Origin of the sequence: Pseudoclavibacter helvolus (genome assembly GCF_049707175.1) — a bacterium.
Taxonomy (GTDB): domain Bacteria; phylum Actinomycetota; class Actinomycetes; order Actinomycetales; family Microbacteriaceae; genus Pseudoclavibacter; species Pseudoclavibacter helvolus_A.
On the sequence record NZ_JBNAFM010000031.1, the window covers coordinates 1 to 20605 of the forward strand.

Here is a 20605-nt window from a genome sequence, read left to right on the forward strand (position 1 = left end):
GGGGGGGGGGGGCGGGGGGGGGGGGGGGGGGGGGGGGGGGGGGGGGCGCCGCGGGCGCCGCCCCCCCCCCCCCCCCGGCCCCCCCCGCGCCCCCCCCCGCCCCCCCCCCCCCCCCCCCCCCCCCCCCCCACAACTGTTTGGGGCTGCGCTCGTCGCTCGACTGTCCGTCGCGCTGGTTTGGTTTCCGTCGGTGAGTTTGATGGGTTTCGGCGACTGGTGATGGGCAAATTCCCATCACCGGTTGGCGAAACCCATCACGCGGGTCCGGCGGAACCCATCACCGGTTGGAGGAACCCATCAGAGTCGAACGTGCGCGGCGCCCAGTGGCGCCCGCGCGTCGAGCAGCGCGCTCACGACGGTGACGACGCCCTGCTCCTGGTTGGACGGCGCGAGGTACCTGGCGATCTCCTTGACTTCTGGATGCGCGCCCGCCATCGCGTAGGAACGCTCGGCCTCGGCGAACATCTCGACGTCGTTGAAGAAGTCGCCGAAGACCGCGGTCTGGGCAGCGGTGACGCCGAGACGCTCCTGCAGCTGGCGCACGGCGAGGCCCTTGTTGGCTTCGGGCGGCATGATGTCCATCCAGTGGTGGCCGGAGACGACGACCCGGTGGGACTCGCGCAGCTCGTCGACCTCAGCCGCGGCCCCGGTTTCGACCTCGGCGAAGTCGTAGACGGCGATCTTCACGTACTCGTCGTCGGTGTCGAGCATGTCGTCGACGACCGTGAGCGCCTCGTAGTAGTTGCGGGCCTCGGCGATGAAGACGTCATCGCCGCGCTCGATGTATGCCGACTTCTTGCCGCACAGCACGACGCCAAGGTCGTGGCCGGCATCGATGAGGCCACGCAGCAGCGCGATGGCCTTCCGAATGAACGCGTCATCGAGCGTCAGCGAGCTGACTTCCTTGCCGTCGCGCACCACGAAGGTCCCGTTCTCGGCGATGAACGACATGCCCGCAGAGTCGCGCTCGAAGAGCTTCGCGAGGGTCGCGTACTGGCGCCCGCTCGCCGGGGTGAACTCGACGCCGGCCTCGCGCATCCGCTGCAGCAACGGCCAGAACTCGTCGGGCACGGTGTGGTCGTCGAGCAGCAGCGTGCCGTCCATGTCGGCGACGACGAGGCGGACGTCGTTGCCGTCCAGCGAGGTCTCGTAGTGGCGGTCGGCGGTTTCGAGCGCGGTGTCTGCCATGCCGTCCAGCCTACGAGAGCTTGCGGAGCGCGGATCCCTTGTGTGCGGCCTTGGCCCCAGTCTTCTCCGACTCGATGATGTAGGCAGGCTCGTCGTCTGAGGCGGTGAACTTCTGCCCGTCGAACTGGAAGTCCTTCGTCTTCTTCTCGACGATCTCGCCCTGCGTGCGGCCCTGCGAGGTGTTCCAGCTCACCCGGTCGCCCTTACTGAGGTCTGTGCTCACGGTGTCTCTCCGTCGTCGGTGGTGTTCTGCGAGTTGGGTTCCGGGTTCGTCCTGGGCCTCCTGTAGGCGATGATCGCGAAGACCAAGCCGAGGATGAACCAGACGATCCAGACGCTGCCGTCGTTCCCGAAGTCCATGAGCGCGACGACGAAGAAGGCGATTGCAACCCACATGTAGGTGTTCAGCAGCAGCTTCTCCATGTGCGAAGCATGCCGGGTTGGGCTGGGCGGTGAGTGGATGTGCCGCGGCGTGGCTGGCCGAGATTCTCCTCAGCGGCCGAGCGTCTGCAGTGGCTCGCCGGTGAGCCGGAACGTGTCCCATTCGTCCATCGCGTACGCGCCGAGGCTCTCGTAGAAGCCGATCGACGGCTTGTTCCACTTGAGCACCGACCACTCGAGGCGCCGGTAGCCTCTCGCGACGCATTCCTGGGCGAGCGACCTGAGCAGGGCGGTACCGACGCCGCCGCCGCGCGCATCCTCTCGCACGTACAGGTCTTCCAGCCAGATGCCGTGCTCGCCCTCCCACGTCGAGTAGCTGAGGAACCACAGCGCCATGCCCTCGAGGCGCGGGGCGCCGCCGGCGACGACGGCACCGCCAGCAGAGCCGCGCGGCGCCTCAGCGACGGTCGCGAACACGGCCGGGTTTTCGCCGAAGAAGTTCCGGTGCAGCTGCTCCTCGGTGGTCTTCACCGCGCCCGGCTCGCGCTCGTAGACGGCGAGGCCGTGGATGAGGTCGAGGATCTGCGGGACGTCGGCGGGGGAGGCGGGGCGGATGATCGGGGCGTTCACGGCACGACGCTAACAGCCCGCTGACCGGATTCGTGGGCTCCCGGAATCGTGTGGTAGCTTCCCGGCAGGACATGTAACTGGTCAAGCAGGCAGGATCCGAACGCTTCACATACGTGACGGCGATCGGGTCCTTTTTTTGTGCCGTTTTTCCGGGCAGGCGTCTACGCACTTCCCCACCCCCGGATCCAAAGGAGGACCCACCATGACTCGACAGGATGACGCGCAAGCGATCCTCGCCGGCGTCGGCGGCACCGAGAACATCAGCGGTCTCACGCATTGCAGCACGAGACTCCGCTTCACGCTCGCCGACGACAGCCGCGCCGACCTCGCCGCGCTGAAGGAGCTCCCGGGCGTCCTCGGCGCGGTGCGCAGCGGCGCGCAGACGCAGGTCGTGATCGGCAGCGATGTCGTGCCGATCTTCAACGCCATCGAGCGCGAGCGTCGCGGCGCTTCGGGGGTGGATGCGCAGGGGGCGGATGCGCAGGGCGCGGGCCAGACGAAGCGCCCGTTCTCGTGGAAGCGCGCCGGCGGCGTGCTCATGGACTTCATCGTGAGCGTCTTCTCGCCGCTCGTGCCGGCCATCGCCGGCGCGGGCATCCTGAAGTCGCTGCTTGTCGGAGCGGGCGCGCTGGGCTGGCTGTCGGTCGAGTCGGAGTCGTACCTGCTCCTCTCTGCGATCCCGGACGCGGTCTTCGCGTTCCTGCCGCTGCTGGTCGCCTACACGACCGCCAAGAAGCTGAACGTCAACCGTCCGCTTGCGCTCGGCGTCGTCGCGATCCTGCTGTTCGCCAACTTCACGACCCTCATCAACCAGGATGGCGGCGTCTCCCTCTTCGGCATCCCCGTCCAGGCGGTCAACTACAACTCGCAGGTGTTCCCGTCGATCCTCGCGGTGCTGCTGCTCTGGCCGCTTGAGCGGTTCTTCAACCGAGTCTCGCCTGGCCCCATCCGCGTCTTCTTCGTGCCGTTCATGTGCTACCTGATCGTGGCACCGATGCTGATCCTGGTCCTCGGCCCCGTCGGCTTCTGGCTCGGCTCGATCCTCACGGGCGCCATGATCGGCCTCTACAACACGCTCGGCTGGATCGCGGTCGCCATCCTCGCCGCGCTTCTCCCGCTCGTGATCTCCGTCGGCATGCACAAGGCGTTCATCCCGCCGACGATCGCGACCATGGCGCAGACCGGTAAGGACACGTTCTACCTTGTCGCATCCCTTGGCCACAACATGGCTGAGGCCGGCGCGATGTTCGCCGTCGCGCTGCGCACGAAAAGCACGCGCCTCCGCGCCACGGCGGTCTCGGCGGGTATCTCGGCGCTCTTCGGCATCACCGAGCCCGCGATCTACGGTGTCACGCTGCAGAACCGCAAGGTGCTCGTCGCCGTCATGTCTGGAGCGTTCGCGAGCGGCGCCTACCTGGGGCTGACCGTGGTCTCAGCGTTCGCCCTCGTCGGACCGGGCCTCGCGAGCTTCACCATGTTCGTCGACGCGGTGCACCCCATGAACATCGTCCACGCGGCCATCGGCGCCCTCATCGGCATCGCGGTGGCGTTCCTCATCTCGGCGATCACGTGGAAGGACTCGACCTCGCCGTCGCTGCGTGACGAGCCCGCGGACGCCGTAATCGCAGCGGATGCAGCGGATGCGTCGCGGCCGGCTCAGGGAACCCGCTCGGCCTCCGAGCCTGGCGCGTCGACCGTGATCGCTCCGATGACGGGCACGATCGTTCCACTGGCAGACGTCTCAGATCCCGTGTTCTCGGGCGGTGTGCTCGGCCACGGGGTCGCGATCGAGCCCGCATCCGGTGCGGTGCGCGCACCCATCGCAGGAACCGTCACGTCGCTCATGGACTCCCACCACGCCATCGGCGTCACGTCCGACGACGGCGTCGAGGTGCTCGTGCACGTCGGCCTCGACACGGTGAAGCTCGACGGCGCCCCGTTCATCGTCCACGTCGCCCAGGGCGACCGTGTCGAGCAGGGGCAGCTGGTACTCGAAGCCGACCTCGAGGCGATTCGGGCAGCAGGCTGCGACACGACGACCCCCGTCGTCGTCGTGAACTCGGCGCAGTTCCCCGTCACCGTTCTCGCCTCGGGCTCCACCACGATCGGCGACCCGCTCGCGAGCATCGCCGCCACGAAGACCAACGAAGAGAAGGAGCTTGCCAATGGCACTGCCTGATGGATTCCTCTGGGGCGGCGCGCTCGCCGCCAACCAGGTCGAAGGCGCATGGAAGGACGGCGGCCGTGGCCCCGCGGTCACCGACGTCAACACGTACAAGCCCAAGGCCGACCCGAAGCAGTACGCGGTTCACCACGTCAATACGCTCGAGAGCATCCAGGCCGCGATGGCCGACCCAGACGAGCTCACCTACTACCCGAAGCGCCGCGGCATCGACTTCTACCACCGCTACCCGGAGGATCTGGCGCTCTTCGCGGAGATGGGATTCAAGGTGCTGCGCGTCTCCATCGCGTGGACCCGCCTCTACCCGACCGGGGAGGAACTCGAACCCAACGAAGAGGGCGTCCAGCACTACGTCGACTTCTTTACCGAGATGCGCCGTCTCGGCATTGAGCCGCTGGTCACGCTCGCGCACTACGACCCGCCGCTGCACCTCGCGCTGAAGAACAACGCCTGGGCCGACCGCAGCATCCTTCCCCTCTTCGAGCGTTTCGTGCGCACCTGCTTCGAGCGCTTCGGGCACCTCGTCACGAAGTGGCTGAGCTTCAACGAGATCGACGGCATCATCCGTCACCCGTTCACGTCGGGCGGCATCATCGAGGAGACCGTCGAGGGCAGCGTCGAGCAGGCCTGCTACGCGGCCCTGCACCACCAGTTTGTGGCCGGCGCGCGGGCCACGCAGCTCCTGCACGAGCTGTACCCCGACTCGCAGATGGGCTGCATGCTCACGATGCTGACCACCTACCCGAACACGTGCCACCCCGACGACGTCGCTGCGACGCAGGAGAAGGAGCGGATGCTGTTCCTCTGCACCGACGTGCAGGCCGGTGGCGCCTACCCGCGCCTCGCGCTCAAGGCGCTCGAACGGCGTGGCGTCGAGATTCCGTTCGAGGAGGGGGACATCGAGCTGCTGCGTGAGCACCCGGCCGACTTCATCTCGTTCAGCTACTACATGTCGCTCACCGAGTCCGTGAACCCAGAAGCGGAGCGAACCCCAGGCAACACGATCCTCGGCGTGAAGAACCCGTTCCTCGCCTCGAGCGAATGGGGCTGGCAGATCGACCCGGTGGGGCTTCGCATCTCGCTGATCGAGCTCTACGACCGTTACGAGAAGCCGCTGTTCATCGTCGAGAACGGACTCGGGATGCGCGACGAGGTCGACGCCGACGGGGCGATCCATGACCCGTACCGAATCGACTACTTCCGCGCGCACTTCGAGGAGATGATCCGCGCGGTGGATGAAGGTGTTGACCTGCTCGGGTACACGAGCTGGGCGCCCATCGACAGCATCAGCGCATCCACCTCGCAGATCACGAAGCGCTACGGCTTCATCCATGTCGATATGGACGATCTGGGGCGTGGAACAATGGAGCGGCGCCGCAAGGACTCGTTCTTCTGGTACCAGAAGGTCATCGCGTCGAACGGAGCAGATCTGTCCTGAGCCTCGCGCCGCCGCAGGGCATCGCGCAGGCAGTGTCGACGGAGACACAGCAATGCAGACAATCAGAAAAGTCCTGAACTCGAGTGTCGTGCTCGCCGTTGACGAGCACGGCACCGAGTTCGTGGTGCTCGGCAAGGGCATCGGCTACGGCCGCAAGGCGGGCGAAGAGGTGGTTCCTGACGGCGCCAACCAGGTGTTCGTCTCGCTCCCGAAGGGGGACCAGCGCAACCTCGAGGACCTGCTGACGCAGATCCCGGGCGAGTACATCGAGCTCACTCGCGCCATCGTGGCGCGCGCCGAGGGCGAGGGGCTCGAGCTCGACCCGCACATCTATCTTGCGCTCACGGATCACCTCCACTTCGCCGTGGAGCGGCACCGCAAGGGGCTGGCGACGGTCAACCGGCTCGCTTGGGAAGTGCGGACCATCTACCCGAAGCAGTACGCCATCGGCGTCGCGGCGGTGGCGATGCTCAAGGCCCGCACGGGTGTCGAGCTGCCGGAGCAGGAGGCGGCGAACATCGCCTTCCACCTCGTCAATGCGGACACGGGAAACACTGGCGTGGATTCGATGCGCATTGTGCAGCTCGTCAGCCAGGTCGCCACCGTCGTGACGCACTCGACAGGCCGTCAGCTGCACAACAACGAGCTGCACGGGGCGCGGTTCGTGGCGCATCTGCAGTACTTCGCGCGAAGGTTCTTCGACGGAAAACTCGCGACGAGCGACGACGACTTCCTCTTCAACAGCCTCAGCGAACGGTACCCGGCTGCGATCTCGGCGGCCGAGCGCGTGCGCGTGTTTGTGCGTCAGGAGTACGAACAGGAGCTCCCGAACGAGGAGATCGCCTTCCTGGCGCTCCACATCGCCCGGGTCTCGAACGACTGACCCGCGCCGCCGACGCTCGGGCCGAGCGTCACACCCAGCGCACCCAGTTCGCGCCCGCGCCCGTCTCGACCTGCTGCAGCTCGGTCAGGTGATCGCCGCGAACTTCGTAGAGCGAGACCTGCGTCGCGCCCTCGCCCGCTGCGACGAGGTGCCGGCCATCCGGGCTCAATCCGAAGCCACGCGGATGCTGTTGGGTGACGGTGAACGCTGCGGCGTCGGCGAGCGAGCCGTCGTCGTTCACGGCGAGCGGCGCGAGCGTGCTCGTCGTGCGTTCGGAGGTCCAGAGGAACTGCTCGTCGGCGCCCCAGTGCACGTCGGCACCCCAGATCGACCGCGGCTCGAGGGGGTTGCCGCCGAGCACGCCACGCTGCAGCCCCTGTAGCGCATCCGCGTAGCTGGCCGTGTCGGTGAGCGACAGTGTGCCATTCTCGGGGTCGCGCTCGAAGCGCAACACTTCGCCGCTGAACTCGGTGATCACGTAGGCGAAGGTCTCGGCGCGGTTGAGCACGATGTGGCGCGGACCGCTGCCTGCTGGGGCGGATGCGCCGACCGGCTCGAGTGCCTCGAGCTTCAGGTCGTCGGTGATCGCGTACTGCCCGACGAGGTCGTCGCCGAGCGAGACGAAGTAGGCGAAGCGGCCGTCGCTGCTCGGCGCGACCGAGTGCAGGTGCAGGTGCTCGACGATGCTTGTCGGCTCGCCCACCTCTCCGTCGGCGATGGGCGCGACGAGGCCGTAGCTCGCGGAGTAGGCCGCGCCGAGCAGTGCGCTGCCGTCCCGCGTGAGGGCCACGTAGTTGAGGCCGCCGCGAGGAGTGTCGCGGCGCGAGACCTTGGTCAGCTCACCCGACTCGCGGTCGAGGCGCAGGGTCACGATCCCGGCCGGGCTTCCCTTCACGGCCGCGTACACGAGGTCGCGAGCGGCGTCGACGACGAAGTTGGAGCATCCGGTGAGGCCAACCGCCACCGAGAGCCGCTCGAGGGCCGCACCGTCGAAGCGGAACACGGAGATGGATCCCTCGCCGGCGTTCGCGACGAGGACGAGGTTGGCGGTCATGCGGTCTCCTTCTGGGTAGCGGATGCTGTTGCCGCGCGGGCGGCGGTGACCACCGACAGCACGTCGGCGCTGTGGTCGAGGCGGCGGTCGCGTTCGGCGGTGTCGTGCTCGCGGATGATGCGCTCGAACTCGAGGAACTCCTCGATCATTCGGTGCGGGTGCTCGGTGAGGTCCACCCGTTCGGGCGCGCTGCCCCTGGTCGCGTATTCGACCGAGGCCATGACGTTCGGGGAGCCGTCCACGACGATCCAGCCGTCTTCGCCCTGGATCTTGCTGCGGATGGGCCCATCCGAGTCCTTCGCGCACACGCACACGGCGGTCGTCTCGCCGTAGTCGAGCACCAGGACGCCTGACGTGTCGACGCCGCGCTGCAGGTTCGGCGTGTAGCTGACGGCGTGTGGCCGGCCGAGCAGCCCGACGACGAAGTGGATGGCGTAGATGCCGAGGTCCATAAGCGCGCCGCCGCCCTGCGCAGGGTCGAAGGCGGGCAGCACGGTGCCCTCGCGGAAGGCGTCGTACCGGGAGGAGTACTGCGAGTAGTCGGACTGTATGAGCTTGACGTTGCCGACGAGGTCGAGGTGCTCTGTGATCCACCGGTAGTTCGCGAGGTACTGCGTGGTGATCGCCTCGACGAGGATCAGCTCGCGCGCCGTGGCGAGTTCCCGAAGTTCCTCGAGCTCACTCGCTTCGAGCACAAACGGCTTCTCGCAGATCACGTGCTTGCCGGCTTCGAGCGCCTTGCGTGAGGCCTCGTAGTGCAGCGAGTTTGGGAGCGCGACCCAGACGGTGTCGACGCTGGCGTCGGCGAGGCAGTCGTCGAGATCGGTGTAGACGCGCTCGATGCCGAACTGCTTCTGCAGCGCCTCGAGGTGCTGGATGCGCGCGGGCCGGCCGGAGATCGCGGCCAGCTCGAGGCCGGGGACGGCGGATGCGTGGGGCAGGAAGTCGGCGACGATCTGGCCCGCGCCGATGACGGCCAGCCTCATCGGAGCGCCCCGGATGTAGTGGCGGCAGCGAGCGTGGGGGAGGGCGTGAGATGCACCCGTCGATCTTATTCCGGGTCGCGCGGGCAGGGGCTCCGCGGTGGCCGCCCGGGTTCTTTATCACTTCTGCCTGCGAGTGGGGTCGCGTTTCTGGAGGCGAATCCCAGGACCTCGCCGCGATGCCCGCCAGTCCGGGCAGGGGAGTTCTCCCCTGCCCTCGCCTGACGCAGCCCCCACGCGAGGGCCCCAAATCGCGGCGCTACGCTCGCCGACATCCCGGACCAGCCGGGCCTGTCGAAGGAGTTCTCATGCGTCGAATCGCCTCAAGCATCACCGCCGCCCTCTTCGCCGTCGGCATCGCCGTCTCCGCACCCGCGATCGCCAACGCAGGCACCGAGCAGATGTACTGGACCGGCGGCTCGCTCGCCGACTGCCAGGCCGTGCAGCGCACCTACATCAGCTCGTGGACCAAGATCACCGAGTCGTGCCACCGCAACGGCAACGGCTACTCGTTCACCTGGACCTCCATCTGACGCCAGGTGAGCTGTTGCCGCCGGTGCTGCAGGATTCGCACGGGGCGGTCTGACGACTCGCGCGCCGTGGTCACATGACGCGAAGCGTGACCGTGCGTTGCTCCGGGTCGGCGGCGTTGACCAAGACCCGCACGCTCGCCCCCAGCTCCAGCGACGCGGCGTCGCCGACGACCCGCGCTCGTACCGCAGGGTCGCGCAGCAGCACGGTCGCCTTCGCCAGGTTTTCCTCGGCGTTGCCCGTCGGTGAGGACTCGACGACGATCCCGTCGAGTTCCTCGCCGATGAGCGGTTGCAGCAGCACCGCCTCGAGCACGTCGACCGTCTCGCGTTCGTAGGCGTTCGCACGCCGAGCGCCGTCGGCCATCTCCCCGGGCAGGGCGTCGAGCGCATCCACGACCCATGCCGGAACGGCCTCGCCCGCGCTGAAAGCGAGGGCGATCTCGGTGCCGTAGCGGTCAACGAGGCGCCGCAGGGGAGCGGTGACGTGCGCGTACTCGGCGGCGATGGCGCTGTGGGATGCGTCGCTCGGCACTCCGGGGCTGGCTGGCGTGCCGAAGGCGACGTAGCCTGCGCCGCGGAACAGGCGGGTCGCCTCGGTCGCGAAGGCCGCGTACTCGGGCCGTGACGGGTCAAGCGTGAGGACAAACCCGGCGTACGACTCGTGCGCCGGCCAGTCGAAGCCGAGCGACGACGCCACGCGACGCAGGCGCTCGATGTCCTCGTCGCGGGCTGGGTCGAGGGTGCGCCAGATGCCGACTCCGGCGAGACGTTGCAGCCGTGCTGCGGCGATGCCGGTGAGCAACGACAGCTGCGCGTTGAACTCCTCGCACGCGAGCGGCTCGCGGAGCACAAGCCGGTAGCGCGCACCGTCGTCGCTCGGCTGGATCTCCTGGTCGGGCGCCTCGAGCGTCGCGCCGCCGCGCGCGAACTGGGCGTCGATGCGAAGCTGGCCGATCTCGGCGAGGAGCCGGATGAGCTCGTCGGCGGTGCCGTCGTCGAGCTGTCGCTGCACGGAGGGGTAGTCGAGCTGCCCGCGCGAGCGGACTATAGATCGACGAACATCGATGTTCTCGAGGAGCTCACCCGAGGCGTCGAGGCGCATCCGCCACACGACCGCAGGCCGGTCGACGTCGGGCAGCAGGCTCGCCGCCCCCTCGCTCAGCACGGCAGCGTGCAAGCCGAACCGTCCGTCGGGGCCGTAGACCGTGAGGGCTCGCCGGTGCGTCTCCGCGTCGAGCGCGCCGCCAGGGTCGACGAAAGCGGCCACATCGGCGATCGCGTAGAAGACCTCGAAGGCTGCGGTGCCTCGCCCGGGCGCCGCGTCGACGCTGGCCGCGTCGGCTGCCCGGTCTGCGTCGGCTGCCCGGCCTGCATCGTCCGCGCCGTCGACCCGTCGCAGGAAGAACGCCTGGTCGAGATCGCGCGAGCCGACCGGGTCGAGTGTCACGAAGGGCAGCTCGCGCAGGTCGACTCGGGCCGCGCCGGCGCCTGCCTCGAACGAGCGCGCGGCCGCCGCCTCCGCCTCGGCGAGCGCATCGGCCGGGTACTCGACGGGAATCTCAAGCTCGGTGCGAAGCCGCTCGAGGTACGGCCCAAGCACCTCAGTGGCCGCTCCGGCCCGCACGGCGCGCCTGATCATCGGATGCTCGCCCTCAAGGCGTGGATGCGGATGCTCGACTGCATAGCGTCAACGTAGCGCGTGCCGCCGACGTTCGGCCGGCGCGTGCCGCGAGCGGCGCATCCACATCCACCCCCTCGAAATCGGTCGGCGGCGGGGCTATGGTCGGTGCGAGAACGAGGAGCGACCGATGGATACACGGCTCGAGGCCTGGCTACTGGACTCCGACCCTGCGCTGCGATGGCAGGTCGAGCGAGACCTGCTCGGCGCGCCCGAAGCACAGTGGACAGCAACTCGCTCGCTCGTCGCGACCGAGGGCTTCGGGGCGAAGCTGCTCTCGCACCAGGACCCAGCAGGCACCTGGGCGGGCGGCCCCTTCTTCCCCAAAGGCTGGGGATGGGAGAACAACGAACCGCAGCCGTGGACCACCACGACGTGGGTGCTCAAGGACCTCCGCGAGTGGGGCCTCGATGCGAAGCGACTCGAAGGCACGGCTCGGAAGCTCGAGACGGTCACCTGGGAATACGACGACCTGCCCTACTGGCACGGCGAGGTCGACTGCTGCATCAACTCGTGGACGCTCTCCAACGGCCTCTGGCTGGGCGCTGACGTCGACGGCATCGTCACCTGGTTCCTCGACCACCAGCAGGAAGACGGCGGGTGGAACTGTGAGTGGGTCGAAGGATCGACCAAATCGTCGTTCCACTCGACCCTCAACTCGCTCATCGGCCTGCTCGACGCTCAGCTCGCCAGCGGAGACGCCGAGCGCGTACGCGCATCCCGTCGCCGAGGCGAGGAGTACCTGCTCGAGCGCTCACTCTTCCGCAGGCGCTCCACCGGGGAACCGTTCTTCGAGCACGCCACGAGCCTCGCCTACCCGCGACGAGCCTGGTACTCGGTGCTCGCAGCCGCCGACTACTTCCGCGCCGCGAGCCTCGCGGACGGCACCCGGCCGGACCCGAGGATGACCGAGGCCATCGACCTCATCCGAGCGCAACGGCAACCGGATGGGCGCTGGCTGCAAGGCCATCGCCTGCTCGGCGACGTCTGGGTGCACGTTGACGCCCCGAAGGGTGAGCCGTCGAAGTGGGTGACGCTGCAGGCCACGCGAGTGCTCGACTGGTGGGAACGCTCCGCCGGACAGGACCGCTGACGACGCTCACGGCGGACACGGATGCGTTCCCTACGTTCTCCATAGAACGATGCGTGACGATAAGCGCATGGTTGACTTCAACAAGATCCTCGGCGCGGCCTCAAAGGCCCTCGGCAACTCGGGGAACTCCGGCACCAACCGGGGCGGCAAGAGCGGGTCAGGGGACTGGAAGGACATGGTGCGCAAGGTCGCCGACCAGGTGACCGGCGACGGGCAGCAGGGGCACGGCCAGCAAGGGCGCGGGCAGCAGGGCTACGGCCAGCAGGGGTACAGCCAGCAGAGTCACTCGGGCCAGCAGGGCTACTCGGGTCACCAGAACTCCCCGGGTCAGCGTCCGCCGTCCGCTCCGAACTACGGCTCGAGTCCCGGTGCGCGCGCGGGCTCCGGCACCGCGGCCGACAGGGCCGCGATCGCGAAGTACGACTACCTTCTCAAGACGGCGGCGCCCGACCAGCTCGAGCAGGCGCACCGTGAGGCCTTCCAACGGCTCACCCCGGAGCAGCGTGATCAGGTGCGCGAGCGCCTGAGCGCCGAATCCGGCCCGTACGACCGCCCCCAGTCGAGCTCGCCGGATGACCTTGCTCGCGCGGCGACGCGCGGTGAGGTGCAGCGCCCCGGCTTCATGGCCAAGGTGCTGGGCGCGGGCAAGCGCATCGCGGGGTCTCGCGGCGGGAACTTCACGCCGGGCTCGAGCCGCGGGGGCTCTGCCCGCTTCGGTCGGGGGATGGGCGTGGCCGGTGCGGCTGCGGCCGGCGCCGGTGCTGGCGCGCTCGGCGTCATCGCGCTCGGCGTCGTTGGCGGAGCCGTGGCAAGCTCCGTCGCATTGCCCCTGATCGGCGACGCGATGGCATCCGGCATCGACTTCGACGGCATCGCCGCATCCGGCATCGAAGGCTTCGAGGGGCTCACGGCCGACCTGGGTGAGTTCGGGGGCATCGATGACGCCGTCTCCGGTCTGGGCGACCAAGTCGGCGGGTTCGCGGAGCAGGTCGGCGGGTTCGGCGAGCAGCTCACCGGTGCCGGCGAGCAGGTTACCGGCGCGGGCGAGCAGTTCCTCGGCGACGTCGGCGAGCAGGCCGGCAACTTCGGCTTCGACATTCCCGGCCTCGGAGACCTCTTCGGCAAATAGCGGGCACCACCTGATCGTGGCCACGTGGACCGGCGTCGCCTCGCGCATGCCGGCATCAACCGCTGACCAACTTCCGTGATGGATTGGGGGTACCGCGCCTCTTGCGCCCGCGATCGGTGCATCCGTCACGGAAGTTGGCCACGCAGGGCGGAGACCGCCCCGCGCCCCGCGCCCCGCGCTCCGCGCGCCCCGCGCCGCGAGGCGGGCCTACAGCTGTTCGCCGATGACGCGTGCGGCCTGGATGATGCGTGACCTGAATTTCGCGAGACCGTCGTCGGTGATGGTCTCCTCGGTGGTCACGAGGTTGACGGCGCCGATGACGTTGCCGCGGGAGTCGGTGATGGCCGCCGTGAGGCTCGCGGTTCCTGGGTATCGCTCCGAGTGGCTCTCGTAGGTGCCCGTGGCGGCGATTTCGGCGAGCTCTTCGCGCAGTGACTCGGCCGTCTGCTGGCGGCCGTCAGCGAGGGCGGTCCCCTGGTATGCCGTAAGGAACTCGTCGAGCTCGTCAGGCGTGACCGCTGCGAGCAGCACCTTGCCGCCGCCCACATCCAGGTCGAGTCGCTGCCCGATCGGGAAGCGGTAGCGCAGCGACTCTGGCGGTTCGACGCGCGCGACCAGGATGCGCGACCAGCCGGAGCGAACGTAGACGGATGCGGTGAAACCGGTGGTCTCGGCGAGGTTCTGCAGCACCGGGTGCGAGACGGCGGCGAGGCGGTCTTGGAGCATGAACGCGTGCGCGTGCGCGAGGACCACGGGGCCGAGCGTGTACCCGGCCTCGGTCGAGCTGAGGTAGCCGCGTCGCGCCAGTGTGGTCGTGATGCGCTGGGTGGTCGTGATGTGCAGGCCGGTGGCCTTGGAGATCTGCGTCAGTTTCATCGGGGTGCGCGACGCTTCGACGCATTCGATGACGTCCAGCGCTCGTTCGAGCGTTCGGCCTTGATTGACGCGCTCAACGCTCACTCTGTGTGCCCTCCATGCCAGCTGGTTCTTCAACGTACCACCGGGCGCAATCGGCGCTCGTGTGCGGTCGACTCTGGCCGTCGTCGCGCGCAACTGCTATCGTTACGCGAAATCAACTTGCGCAGAGTGATAGAAGTCTCTGCCTGATGACAACGGAGTCGTTCATGAGAATCGCTGTCCTTGGCCTCGGTGAAGCCGGAAGCATGTACGCGAAGGCGTTCGTCGCAGCCTCGTGGGAGGTCGTCGGCTTCGACCCTCGGAGCGTCGAGATCCCCGGCATGGCGAGCGCAAGCTCGATCGCCGAGGCGGTCGAGGGAGCGGATGCGGTGCTCGGCCTCACGACGGCAGCCCACGCCGCGGGTGCCGCTCGCGACGCGGCCCCGCACCTCGCGCCCTCCGCCGTGTATCTCGACCTGAACGCCGGGTCGCCGCAGCTCAAGCAGGCGGTTGCCGCTGAGATCGGCACGCGGGCGAAGTTCGTCGACGGTGCCGTCATCGGCTCGGTGAAGAAGTTCGGGGCGCAGGTGCGCGTCATCCTCTCGGGGCCAGACGCCGAGGCAGCCGCAGGCGTACTCCGCTCCATAGGCGCCACGGCCGACGTGGTCAGCGACACGATCGGCGACGCATCCGGCCGCAAGCTCCTGCGAAGCATCTACATGAAGGGCCTCGGCGCGCTCATCAGCGAGGCCATGGACGCGGGTCGGGCGGCAGGTGAGGAAGCGTGGATGCGCGCGCAAATTGTCGAGTCGCTGGCCGACGGCGAAGCGGCCACCACCCGGCTCGACGAGGGCACGCGCATCCACGCGGACCGCCGCAGCCACGAGCTCGGCGACAGCCTCGAGCTTCTGAGCGCGTTCCCCGGGAACTGGCCGGTCACCGAGGGGGCGCGCCGCCGGCACCTCGACCTGGCCTTCGCTGCGAAGCCCGAGTTCGCGGCCGAGCTCGAGACCGTGCCCACCGCGGCGCTCGGCGACGGCGGCGACCGCCTCGGCTTCGCGAACTCGCGCATCAAGCCGATCTGGAACTCCGGTCCCATCGCGGGACCGGCTCGCACCGTGCTCGTCAACCCGGGCGACAACAAGGCGCTGCACGAGGCGCTCAAGGTCGTGCAGCCCGGCGAGGTGCTGGTCATCGCGGGCGGCGGCCACGAGGAGCGCGCCCTGCTCGGCGAGCTCATCGCCGACCGGGCCGTGAACGCGGGCGTGCGCGGCATCGTCGTCGACGGCGCCGTGCGAGACGTGTCGGCCATCGCCGAGATCGGACTGCCCGTGTGGGCTGTCGCCGTCTCGCCAGCGGGCCCCTACAAGTCCGGCCCGGGCAGGGTCGGCGAGACCGTGTCCCTCGGTGGAGCGATCTGCTCCACCGGCGACTACGTCGTCGCCGACGAAGACGGCGTGCTCGTGCTTCCCCCGGAGCGTGCCGCGGCGGCGCTTCGAGCCGGACGAGCCGTGCTGGCAGACGAGGCGCGTCGCCGCACCGAGATCCTGCGTCAGCGCGCCGAAGCGAACTCCCGCGCCTGACCCGGCGCATCAGACCATAGACAGCAAAGGAGCTGCCATGAGCACCATCCACCAGGGGCCCCCGCCCCGCCGACATGAGGGAGGGTCATGCCCATCGCACTGATCGCCCTCGTTGCGTTCATCGCGACGATCGTCATCTGGAACGTCGTCGTCAAGCGGAACATGGCCGAAGCCATGATCCTCGGCTTCCTCGTCACCCTCGCGTTCGCCGGGCTCAACGCCCCCGAGTACGCCGTGACCGCAGTGGTCGAGGCGTCCGAGAACCAGGTCCTCTACGCCGCCGTCGCGTTCGTCTTCATGACGCACTTCGTCGAACGCACCGGCGTCATCGACCGCCTCATCGCCATCCTGTCGTCGCTCTTCGGGAAGCTCCCCGGCGGGCCCGCCATCGTCGACACGCTCGCATCCGGTGCCATGGGAGCCGTCGCGGGCGGCTCGAACACCGGAAACGCCGCCTCGTCCGGCGCCATCACCGGGCCGTGGATGGTGCGCACCGGGTGGAAGCGCTCGCGCGCGGCTACCGTCATCGCCGGCAACGCGGGCCTCGGAACGGCCCTCCCTCCGAGTGCCTCCATGGTCATCATGATTGGCTTCGCGGGCACCCTCGTGACGACCAGCGAGGTGTACCTCGCGCTGCTCGTCGCCGGGATCTACCAGTTCGTGTTCCGAATGGGGCTCATCGGCTGGTTCGTGAAGCGCGACAAGATCAAGGCCGCCTCCGGGCCCGAGATCCTCCCGTGGCGGAGCGCGATGAAGCGCGGTGGAACGTCGACGCTCATCTTCCTCGGCGCGATCATCCCGATCGCCATCTCCGTCGGACCGTTGGCGGATGCGCTCAAGGCGTCGCCCGCGCTGTCGGAGGCCATGGGCTCGATCTCGCTCATCATCTGGATCCCGGTGCTCATCATGTTCTTCGCGGCGATCGTCGCCTGGAAGGACCTGCCCCGCTCGCCCCGCGGCTGGTGGGAACTCGTCACCAGCGGTGCCCCGAAGTTCTACACGATCGTCGCGTTGCTCTTCTTCGCCGTCGTCGCGAGCGAGGTGCTCGCCGAGCTGGGTCTCGCGGAAGACGTCGACAGCCTCCTCAGCGGCATCGAGATTCCCCTGTGGCTGCTCGTCACCTTCATCGGGCTCCTCATCGTGCTCGTCGCCGGACCGCTCTCGTCGACAGCGACACTCACCGCCGTCGGCCAGGTCTCGCTGTTCACGCTCATCGCGGCAGGCATCGACCCGTTGCTCGCGGTCATCGCGATCCTCGTGTTCGCCTCCACCGAGGGCGCCTCCCCGCCGGCCTCCGGCGCCATCTTCGTCGCGAGCGGTCTCACGGGCGCCAAACCCGAGTCGACGTTCGTGCCGCTCATCATCTACTACGTCGTGCCGTTCTTCGTGCTCGGCGTCCTGATCGCCCTCGGCATCGTCCCGGTTCCCGGCGGATAGGAGTCTGAACCCATGCGCAACGCACTGCACCGCATCCTGCATCCACTCTTCGGCATCGGCATGATCGTCTTCCTGCTGCTGGCCTTCGTGCTCGTCTTCGCCCAGATCATCGGGCTCATCTTCGTGCAGCCCTGGCTCATCGAGGGCGCCGAGGCGACGCTCCTCCACCCGGCGATCATCTCCGCCATCGTCGTCGGCCTCATCGGCTTCGCCCTCTTCAACTGCCTTCCCAAGGTCGAGAAGAAGGCCGAGCTGGCGGAGGAAGACGAAGACTGAGCTCCCTCTCGATGCCCGTACCCCGGTCGCTGCCAGCGCCCCGGGGTGCGGGCATCGGTCGTTAGGCTCGTGCCATGGCGAATCGCAGTTACCTGTACGTGGTCGACGAGGTGCCGCGCGAGGGGGTTCCGCTCACGCGCGTCTCCGGTCTCGCGGAGTGGAAGTGGGATGTGCCGCTCGTGTACGAGCTGCTCGTCTCGGGGTCGGGGCGGCTGGTCCCATCAACCATCTGGGATGCGCCGGCCGTCGCGATCCTGGGCGACTACGACCAGGGCATCGCCAATCTCGAACGGCTCTTCGCGCAGCTCCCGGACGACGAGGAGACGCGGCGGCAGGTCGAGGAGGCGCGGCATGCGCTGAGCGATCCGGCAAAGCGCGGCAGGTACTTCCTGCTCGAGGTGGCCGAGATCCACGTGCTCGGCGTGACCAACCACGATGACCCATTCCCCGAGATGCTCACCGAGGCGCAGGGCATGCTGCACGGCACCGAGGCGCGAGTCGACTCGCTCATCCGGTACGCGCTCGACCAGCCGGCCGACAAGCTTGACGAGCTCACGGGGTCCGGGTCCTGGGCCAACCACCTCTTCTTCGCGCCGACGGGAGCGCCGCAGCAGCCTCCTGCCGTCGAGCCTGACTCCACGACGCCCGTCGAGCCTGGGTTCACGACGCCCGTCGAGCCGGGGTTCACGACGCCCGCGGCGCATCCGGGGTTCACGACGCCCGCGGCGCATCCGGGACCGCACGTGATCTTGACGAGGCCGCTCGCGAACGGTGCGGTGCAGTGGAGCCTTGGATTGCTCGCGCTCATCCCGTTCCCGTTCGTGAGCGCCATCACGGCGGGCATTGTCATGGTGGCGACGGGGCGCGCACGCTCACCTGCGACGCCGGCGGGCGAACGAAATCGCACCAACGCCGCGAACTGGGGCCTCACCTATCTGATCTCGTCGATCATCCTCATCGCCCTGCACATCGCGTTCCTCATGGTGTTCGACGATGAGTACTCGTCGTCGTTCTTCCCGATCGGCATTCCGATCACGATCTGGGCCGCGGTGTCCGTGACGCATATCGTGTTCTCGATCATCGGCACGGTCAAGGCCTCGAGGGGTGTCGTCTTCAGCCCCATTGCGCTGCCGTTCTTCGGTCCGAGGCGGCACCTCGAGGGCTGATCCGCCGAGCCGATCGTCGGCGGCCTGGCCAAGTTCCGGGATGCACGAGGCGTCGCGGATGCGGTGGTCGCCGAGAGTGCTGTCTTGTTCCGGATGTTGGACAGGCATCAGCCGAGCTCGACGAGCTCGCACGGGCCCGCCGGCGGCGGGTCGTGACGACGCGGATCGGGGTCCGCCAAGTGCTTCTGGCGGACCCCGATGGTGATCTCAGCCGCGTCCACGAGAACCTGGGCGGCGAGAGGTTGGCTAACTCTGCGTGACTGCGGGTGCCTGGCGGCCGCGCCGGGCTGCGATGAACGAGCGCACGCCGGCCGTGATGAGGGCCACAAGCAGGACCAGCATGATGGTGCTGCTGATGATGGCGCCGGGGCGCTCCGCTGTTCCGGCGAAGAGGTCGCCGAGCTGCGCGACGTTCATGAGTGAGCCGATCGCGCCGAGCAGAGCGACGACGAGAGCGGCGTGGATGGCGTGCTTGCGGAGCTTCGGGGTGCGAGCGATGAGGCCCGCGATGACGAGCAGCAGGCCGACGGCGGCCGGGATGAGCGCCGTGAGGCTGCTGGTGTCGCTGACGAAGTACGCGACGGCACCGGTCACGACGAGGGCGGCACCGATGAGGATGGTGAGGAGAGGCATGCGGGATGGGATCCAATCTCGCGGTAGGCCAGCAGCATCCTCGGCGGACCGCTTCGCGCGGGCTCGGCCCTGGCGCGTGACGGCCGGCGACGGGGGAGTCGCTGGTCGTTGGTGTCTGGTCCGCCCAACTTTACCAGCCGGTCGGTTTTTGGGGCCGGCCCTCCAGGTTCAGCGTCGTTCAGCCGCGGCGGGCGCCTTCGATGGCGTCGAGGCCAGCTTCTCGAGACGCGAACGCGCCGAGGAAGGTGCCCTGCCCGTCGTGGGCACGGAACTCGCCCTGGACGAGCTCAACGAAACCGGCGAAGTCGTCGCCCGCGGGAGTTTCGCGCATCGCCACCCAGAGTCCGTTCGCAGGTGACAACCAGCGGAGCCGACGAGGCGTCGCCTCTGCGGTTGGCTGGGTTGTCGACTCGCGGGGGATCTCGAGCAGGCTCATGGTGTTCCTCGGTTCAGGGGGTGATCGGATAGTTAGGTTAGCTAGCTAATCCTGGGAAATGGCATATGGTCTCCGCTGTCAGCCCACCGCATCCGGGGACTCTGGCAGCGTCTGCCCGCCATCCACGACGATCGACTGGCCGGTGATGTACCCCGCTTCCCGAGTGGCAAGAAAGGCCGCGGCGTAGCCGATCTCCTCGGCGCGCCCGAGCCGGCGCAGGGGAACGGCGCTGGTCATCGAGGCCAGGTAGTCGGTGCCCATCTCCTCGAGTCCAGCCGACTCGACGTTGCCCGGCAGTACCGCGTTGACCGTGATGGCATGCTTCGCGAGCTCGATAGCGGCCGTGCGCATGAAGCCAAGCTGTGCGGCCTTGGAGGCGCCATAGTGGGACCATCCCGGGAACCCCGTCGTGGGCCCGGTGATGGATGAGGTGAGCACGACTCGCCCGCGACCTGAGGCCTGCAAGGCCGGGAGGCAGGCCTGGACGGCGTAGACCGTGCCCTTCACGTTCACGTCGAGCACCTCGTCGAGCTGGGTTGGCGTCATCGTCGAGAGGTCCGCCTGCGGGAAGATGCCCGCGTTAGCGCAGAGCACGTCGATGCCGTCGAGCGCCTCGATGGTGGATGCTGCGAGCGCGCGGCACGAATCGGGGTCGGCGACGTCGACGGTGAAGCCGGCGATTCGGCCGGGCGCAGCCGACGAGAGCGCCGCGACGGCCGCATCCACACCCTCCCGGGAGCGACCGCTGACGGCGACTCGCGCGCCAGCCTGCGCGAAGACGCTCGCGATGCCGAAGCCGATGCCCTTGGTGCCGCCCGTGACGACAACACGCGTATCTGACAGGTCGAAGAGCTCAGTGGCTGGCATGTGGCGCCTTTCGCGAAGGGGGGTGTCCCTATGGTCTTGTCAAGCGGCAAGGGCTAGGGGTGGTTGGTAGATGGTGCCGTCTCGGAGCATTGCGTAGAGAACGTCGCAGCGTCGTCTCGCGAGGGCGATGAGGGCTTG

Annotated in this window: 21 protein-coding genes; 10 read left to right on the top strand and 11 right to left on the bottom strand. The window is 68.5% G+C overall.

The annotated features are described in order from the left end of the window. Nucleotides 1-297 precede the first annotated feature (297 nt). The 4 genes from ACPYN9_RS16805 to ACPYN9_RS16820 form a co-directional block, all read right to left on the bottom strand. Nucleotides 298-1188 (bottom strand): Cof-type HAD-IIB family hydrolase, encoded by an 891-nt coding sequence (locus ACPYN9_RS16805; RefSeq protein ID WP_424467975.1) that lies wholly within the window; start codon nt 1186-1188, stop codon nt 298-300. A 10-nt stretch (nt 1189-1198) separates the two neighbouring features. Beyond that, nucleotides 1199-1411, bottom strand: a complete 213-nt coding sequence (locus ACPYN9_RS16810) for a DUF2945 domain-containing protein (protein WP_424467977.1) — start codon at nt 1409-1411, stop codon at nt 1199-1201. Further along, nucleotides 1408-1611 (bottom strand): hypothetical protein, encoded by a 204-nt coding sequence (locus ACPYN9_RS16815; protein WP_424467979.1) that lies wholly within the window; start codon nt 1609-1611, stop codon nt 1408-1410. Before ACPYN9_RS16815 ends, ACPYN9_RS16810 begins: the two co-directional genes overlap by 4 nt. Nucleotides 1612-1680: 69 nt before the next feature. After that, on the bottom strand, nt 1681-2199 hold the full coding sequence (locus tag ACPYN9_RS16820) for an N-acetyltransferase family protein (RefSeq protein ID WP_424467981.1): 519 nt from the start codon (nt 2197-2199) through the stop codon (nt 1681-1683). Between the two features lie 202 nt (nt 2200-2401). Between ACPYN9_RS16820 and ACPYN9_RS16825 the strand changes: the two genes are divergently transcribed. The 3 genes from ACPYN9_RS16825 to ACPYN9_RS16835 are packed head-to-tail and all read left to right on the top strand — an operon-like array spanning nt 2402 to nt 6702. After that, entirely contained in the window at nt 2402-4378 is a 1977-nt protein-coding gene (locus tag ACPYN9_RS16825; RefSeq protein WP_424467983.1) for a beta-glucoside-specific PTS transporter subunit IIABC, read from the top strand. Beyond that, nucleotides 4365-5819 (top strand): glycoside hydrolase family 1 protein, encoded by a 1455-nt coding sequence (locus ACPYN9_RS16830; RefSeq protein ID WP_424467985.1) that lies wholly within the window; start codon nt 4365-4367, stop codon nt 5817-5819. The genes ACPYN9_RS16825 and ACPYN9_RS16830 overlap by 14 nt, the downstream gene beginning before the upstream one ends. 52 nt (nt 5820-5871) lie before the next feature. Beyond that, on the top strand, nt 5872-6702 hold the full coding sequence (locus ACPYN9_RS16835) for a PRD domain-containing protein (RefSeq protein ID WP_424467987.1): 831 nt from the start codon (nt 5872-5874) through the stop codon (nt 6700-6702). A gap of 28 nt (nt 6703-6730) precedes the next feature. On the opposite strand, the gene ACPYN9_RS16840 is transcribed toward ACPYN9_RS16835, so the two are convergent. Together ACPYN9_RS16840 and ACPYN9_RS16845 are read right to left on the bottom strand one after the other, a co-directional pair. Beyond that, entirely contained in the window at nt 6731-7756 is a 1026-nt protein-coding gene (locus ACPYN9_RS16840; RefSeq protein ID WP_424467989.1) for a lactonase family protein, read from the bottom strand. Next, nucleotides 7753-8742, bottom strand: a complete 990-nt coding sequence (locus ACPYN9_RS16845) for a Gfo/Idh/MocA family protein (RefSeq protein WP_424467991.1) — start codon at nt 8740-8742, stop codon at nt 7753-7755. Before ACPYN9_RS16845 ends, ACPYN9_RS16840 begins: the two co-directional genes overlap by 4 nt. A gap of 305 nt (nt 8743-9047) precedes the next feature. On the opposite strand from ACPYN9_RS16845, the gene ACPYN9_RS16850 reads away from it, so the two are divergent. Continuing rightward, nucleotides 9048-9272 (top strand): hypothetical protein, encoded by a 225-nt coding sequence (locus tag ACPYN9_RS16850; RefSeq protein ID WP_068477982.1) that lies wholly within the window; start codon nt 9048-9050, stop codon nt 9270-9272. A gap of 70 nt (nt 9273-9342) precedes the next feature. Here ACPYN9_RS16850 and ACPYN9_RS16855 read toward each other — a convergent pair whose 3' ends face one another. After that, a complete protein-coding gene (locus tag ACPYN9_RS16855) occupies nt 9343-10911 on the bottom strand; it encodes an RNB domain-containing ribonuclease (protein WP_424467993.1) in 1569 nt (522 codons plus the stop codon). A 169-nt stretch (nt 10912-11080) separates the two neighbouring features. Between ACPYN9_RS16855 and ACPYN9_RS16860 the strand changes: the two genes are divergently transcribed. Further along, on the top strand, nt 11081-12043 hold the full coding sequence (locus tag ACPYN9_RS16860; protein WP_424467995.1) for a squalene cyclase: 963 nt from the start codon (nt 11081-11083) through the stop codon (nt 12041-12043). A gap of 67 nt (nt 12044-12110) precedes the next feature. After that, a complete protein-coding gene (locus tag ACPYN9_RS16865; RefSeq protein WP_424467997.1) occupies nt 12111-13172 on the top strand; it encodes a hypothetical protein in 1062 nt (353 codons plus the stop codon). 207 nt (nt 13173-13379) lie between these two features. Here the strand turns inward: ACPYN9_RS16865 and ACPYN9_RS16870 are convergent, their stop codons facing one another. Beyond that, complete coding sequence (locus tag ACPYN9_RS16870; protein WP_424467999.1) at nt 13380-14132, bottom strand: IclR family transcriptional regulator; 753 nt, start codon at nt 14130-14132, stop codon at nt 13380-13382. 164 nt (nt 14133-14296) lie between these two features. Between ACPYN9_RS16870 and ACPYN9_RS16875 the strand changes: the two genes are divergently transcribed. The 4 genes from ACPYN9_RS16875 (at nt 14297) to ACPYN9_RS16890 (ending at nt 18531) form a co-directional block, all read left to right on the top strand. After that, nucleotides 14297-15652, top strand: a complete 1356-nt coding sequence (locus ACPYN9_RS16875) for an NAD(P)-binding domain-containing protein (RefSeq protein WP_424468001.1) — start codon at nt 14297-14299, stop codon at nt 15650-15652. Between the two features lie 87 nt (nt 15653-15739). Then, a complete protein-coding gene (locus tag ACPYN9_RS16880; protein WP_424468003.1) occupies nt 15740-17089 on the top strand; it encodes a TRAP transporter large permease subunit in 1350 nt (449 codons plus the stop codon). Nucleotides 17090-17101: 12 nt separating this feature from the next. Continuing rightward, on the top strand, nt 17102-17365 hold the full coding sequence (locus tag ACPYN9_RS16885) for a hypothetical protein (RefSeq protein WP_424468005.1): 264 nt from the start codon (nt 17102-17104) through the stop codon (nt 17363-17365). A 74-nt stretch (nt 17366-17439) separates the two neighbouring features. Continuing rightward, nucleotides 17440-18531 carry a DUF4870 domain-containing protein gene (locus ACPYN9_RS16890; protein WP_424468007.1) on the top strand — a complete coding sequence of 364 codons (1092 nt, stop codon included), beginning with the start codon at nt 17440-17442 and terminating at the stop codon, nt 18529-18531. A gap of 246 nt (nt 18532-18777) precedes the next feature. Here the strand turns inward: ACPYN9_RS16890 and ACPYN9_RS16895 are convergent, their stop codons facing one another. The 3 genes from ACPYN9_RS16895 to fabG form a co-directional block, all read right to left on the bottom strand. Beyond that, nucleotides 18778-19164 (bottom strand): hypothetical protein, encoded by a 387-nt coding sequence (locus ACPYN9_RS16895; protein ID WP_424468009.1) that lies wholly within the window; start codon nt 19162-19164, stop codon nt 18778-18780. Nucleotides 19165-19342: 178 nt separating this feature from the next. Then, nucleotides 19343-19600, bottom strand: a complete 258-nt coding sequence (locus tag ACPYN9_RS16900) for a hypothetical protein (RefSeq protein ID WP_424468011.1) — start codon at nt 19598-19600, stop codon at nt 19343-19345. A 78-nt stretch (nt 19601-19678) separates the two neighbouring features. Beyond that, on the bottom strand, nt 19679-20467 hold the full coding sequence (fabG, locus tag ACPYN9_RS16905; RefSeq protein ID WP_424468013.1) for a 3-oxoacyl-ACP reductase FabG: 789 nt from the start codon (nt 20465-20467) through the stop codon (nt 19679-19681). Nucleotides 20468-20605: the final 138 nt, after the last annotated feature.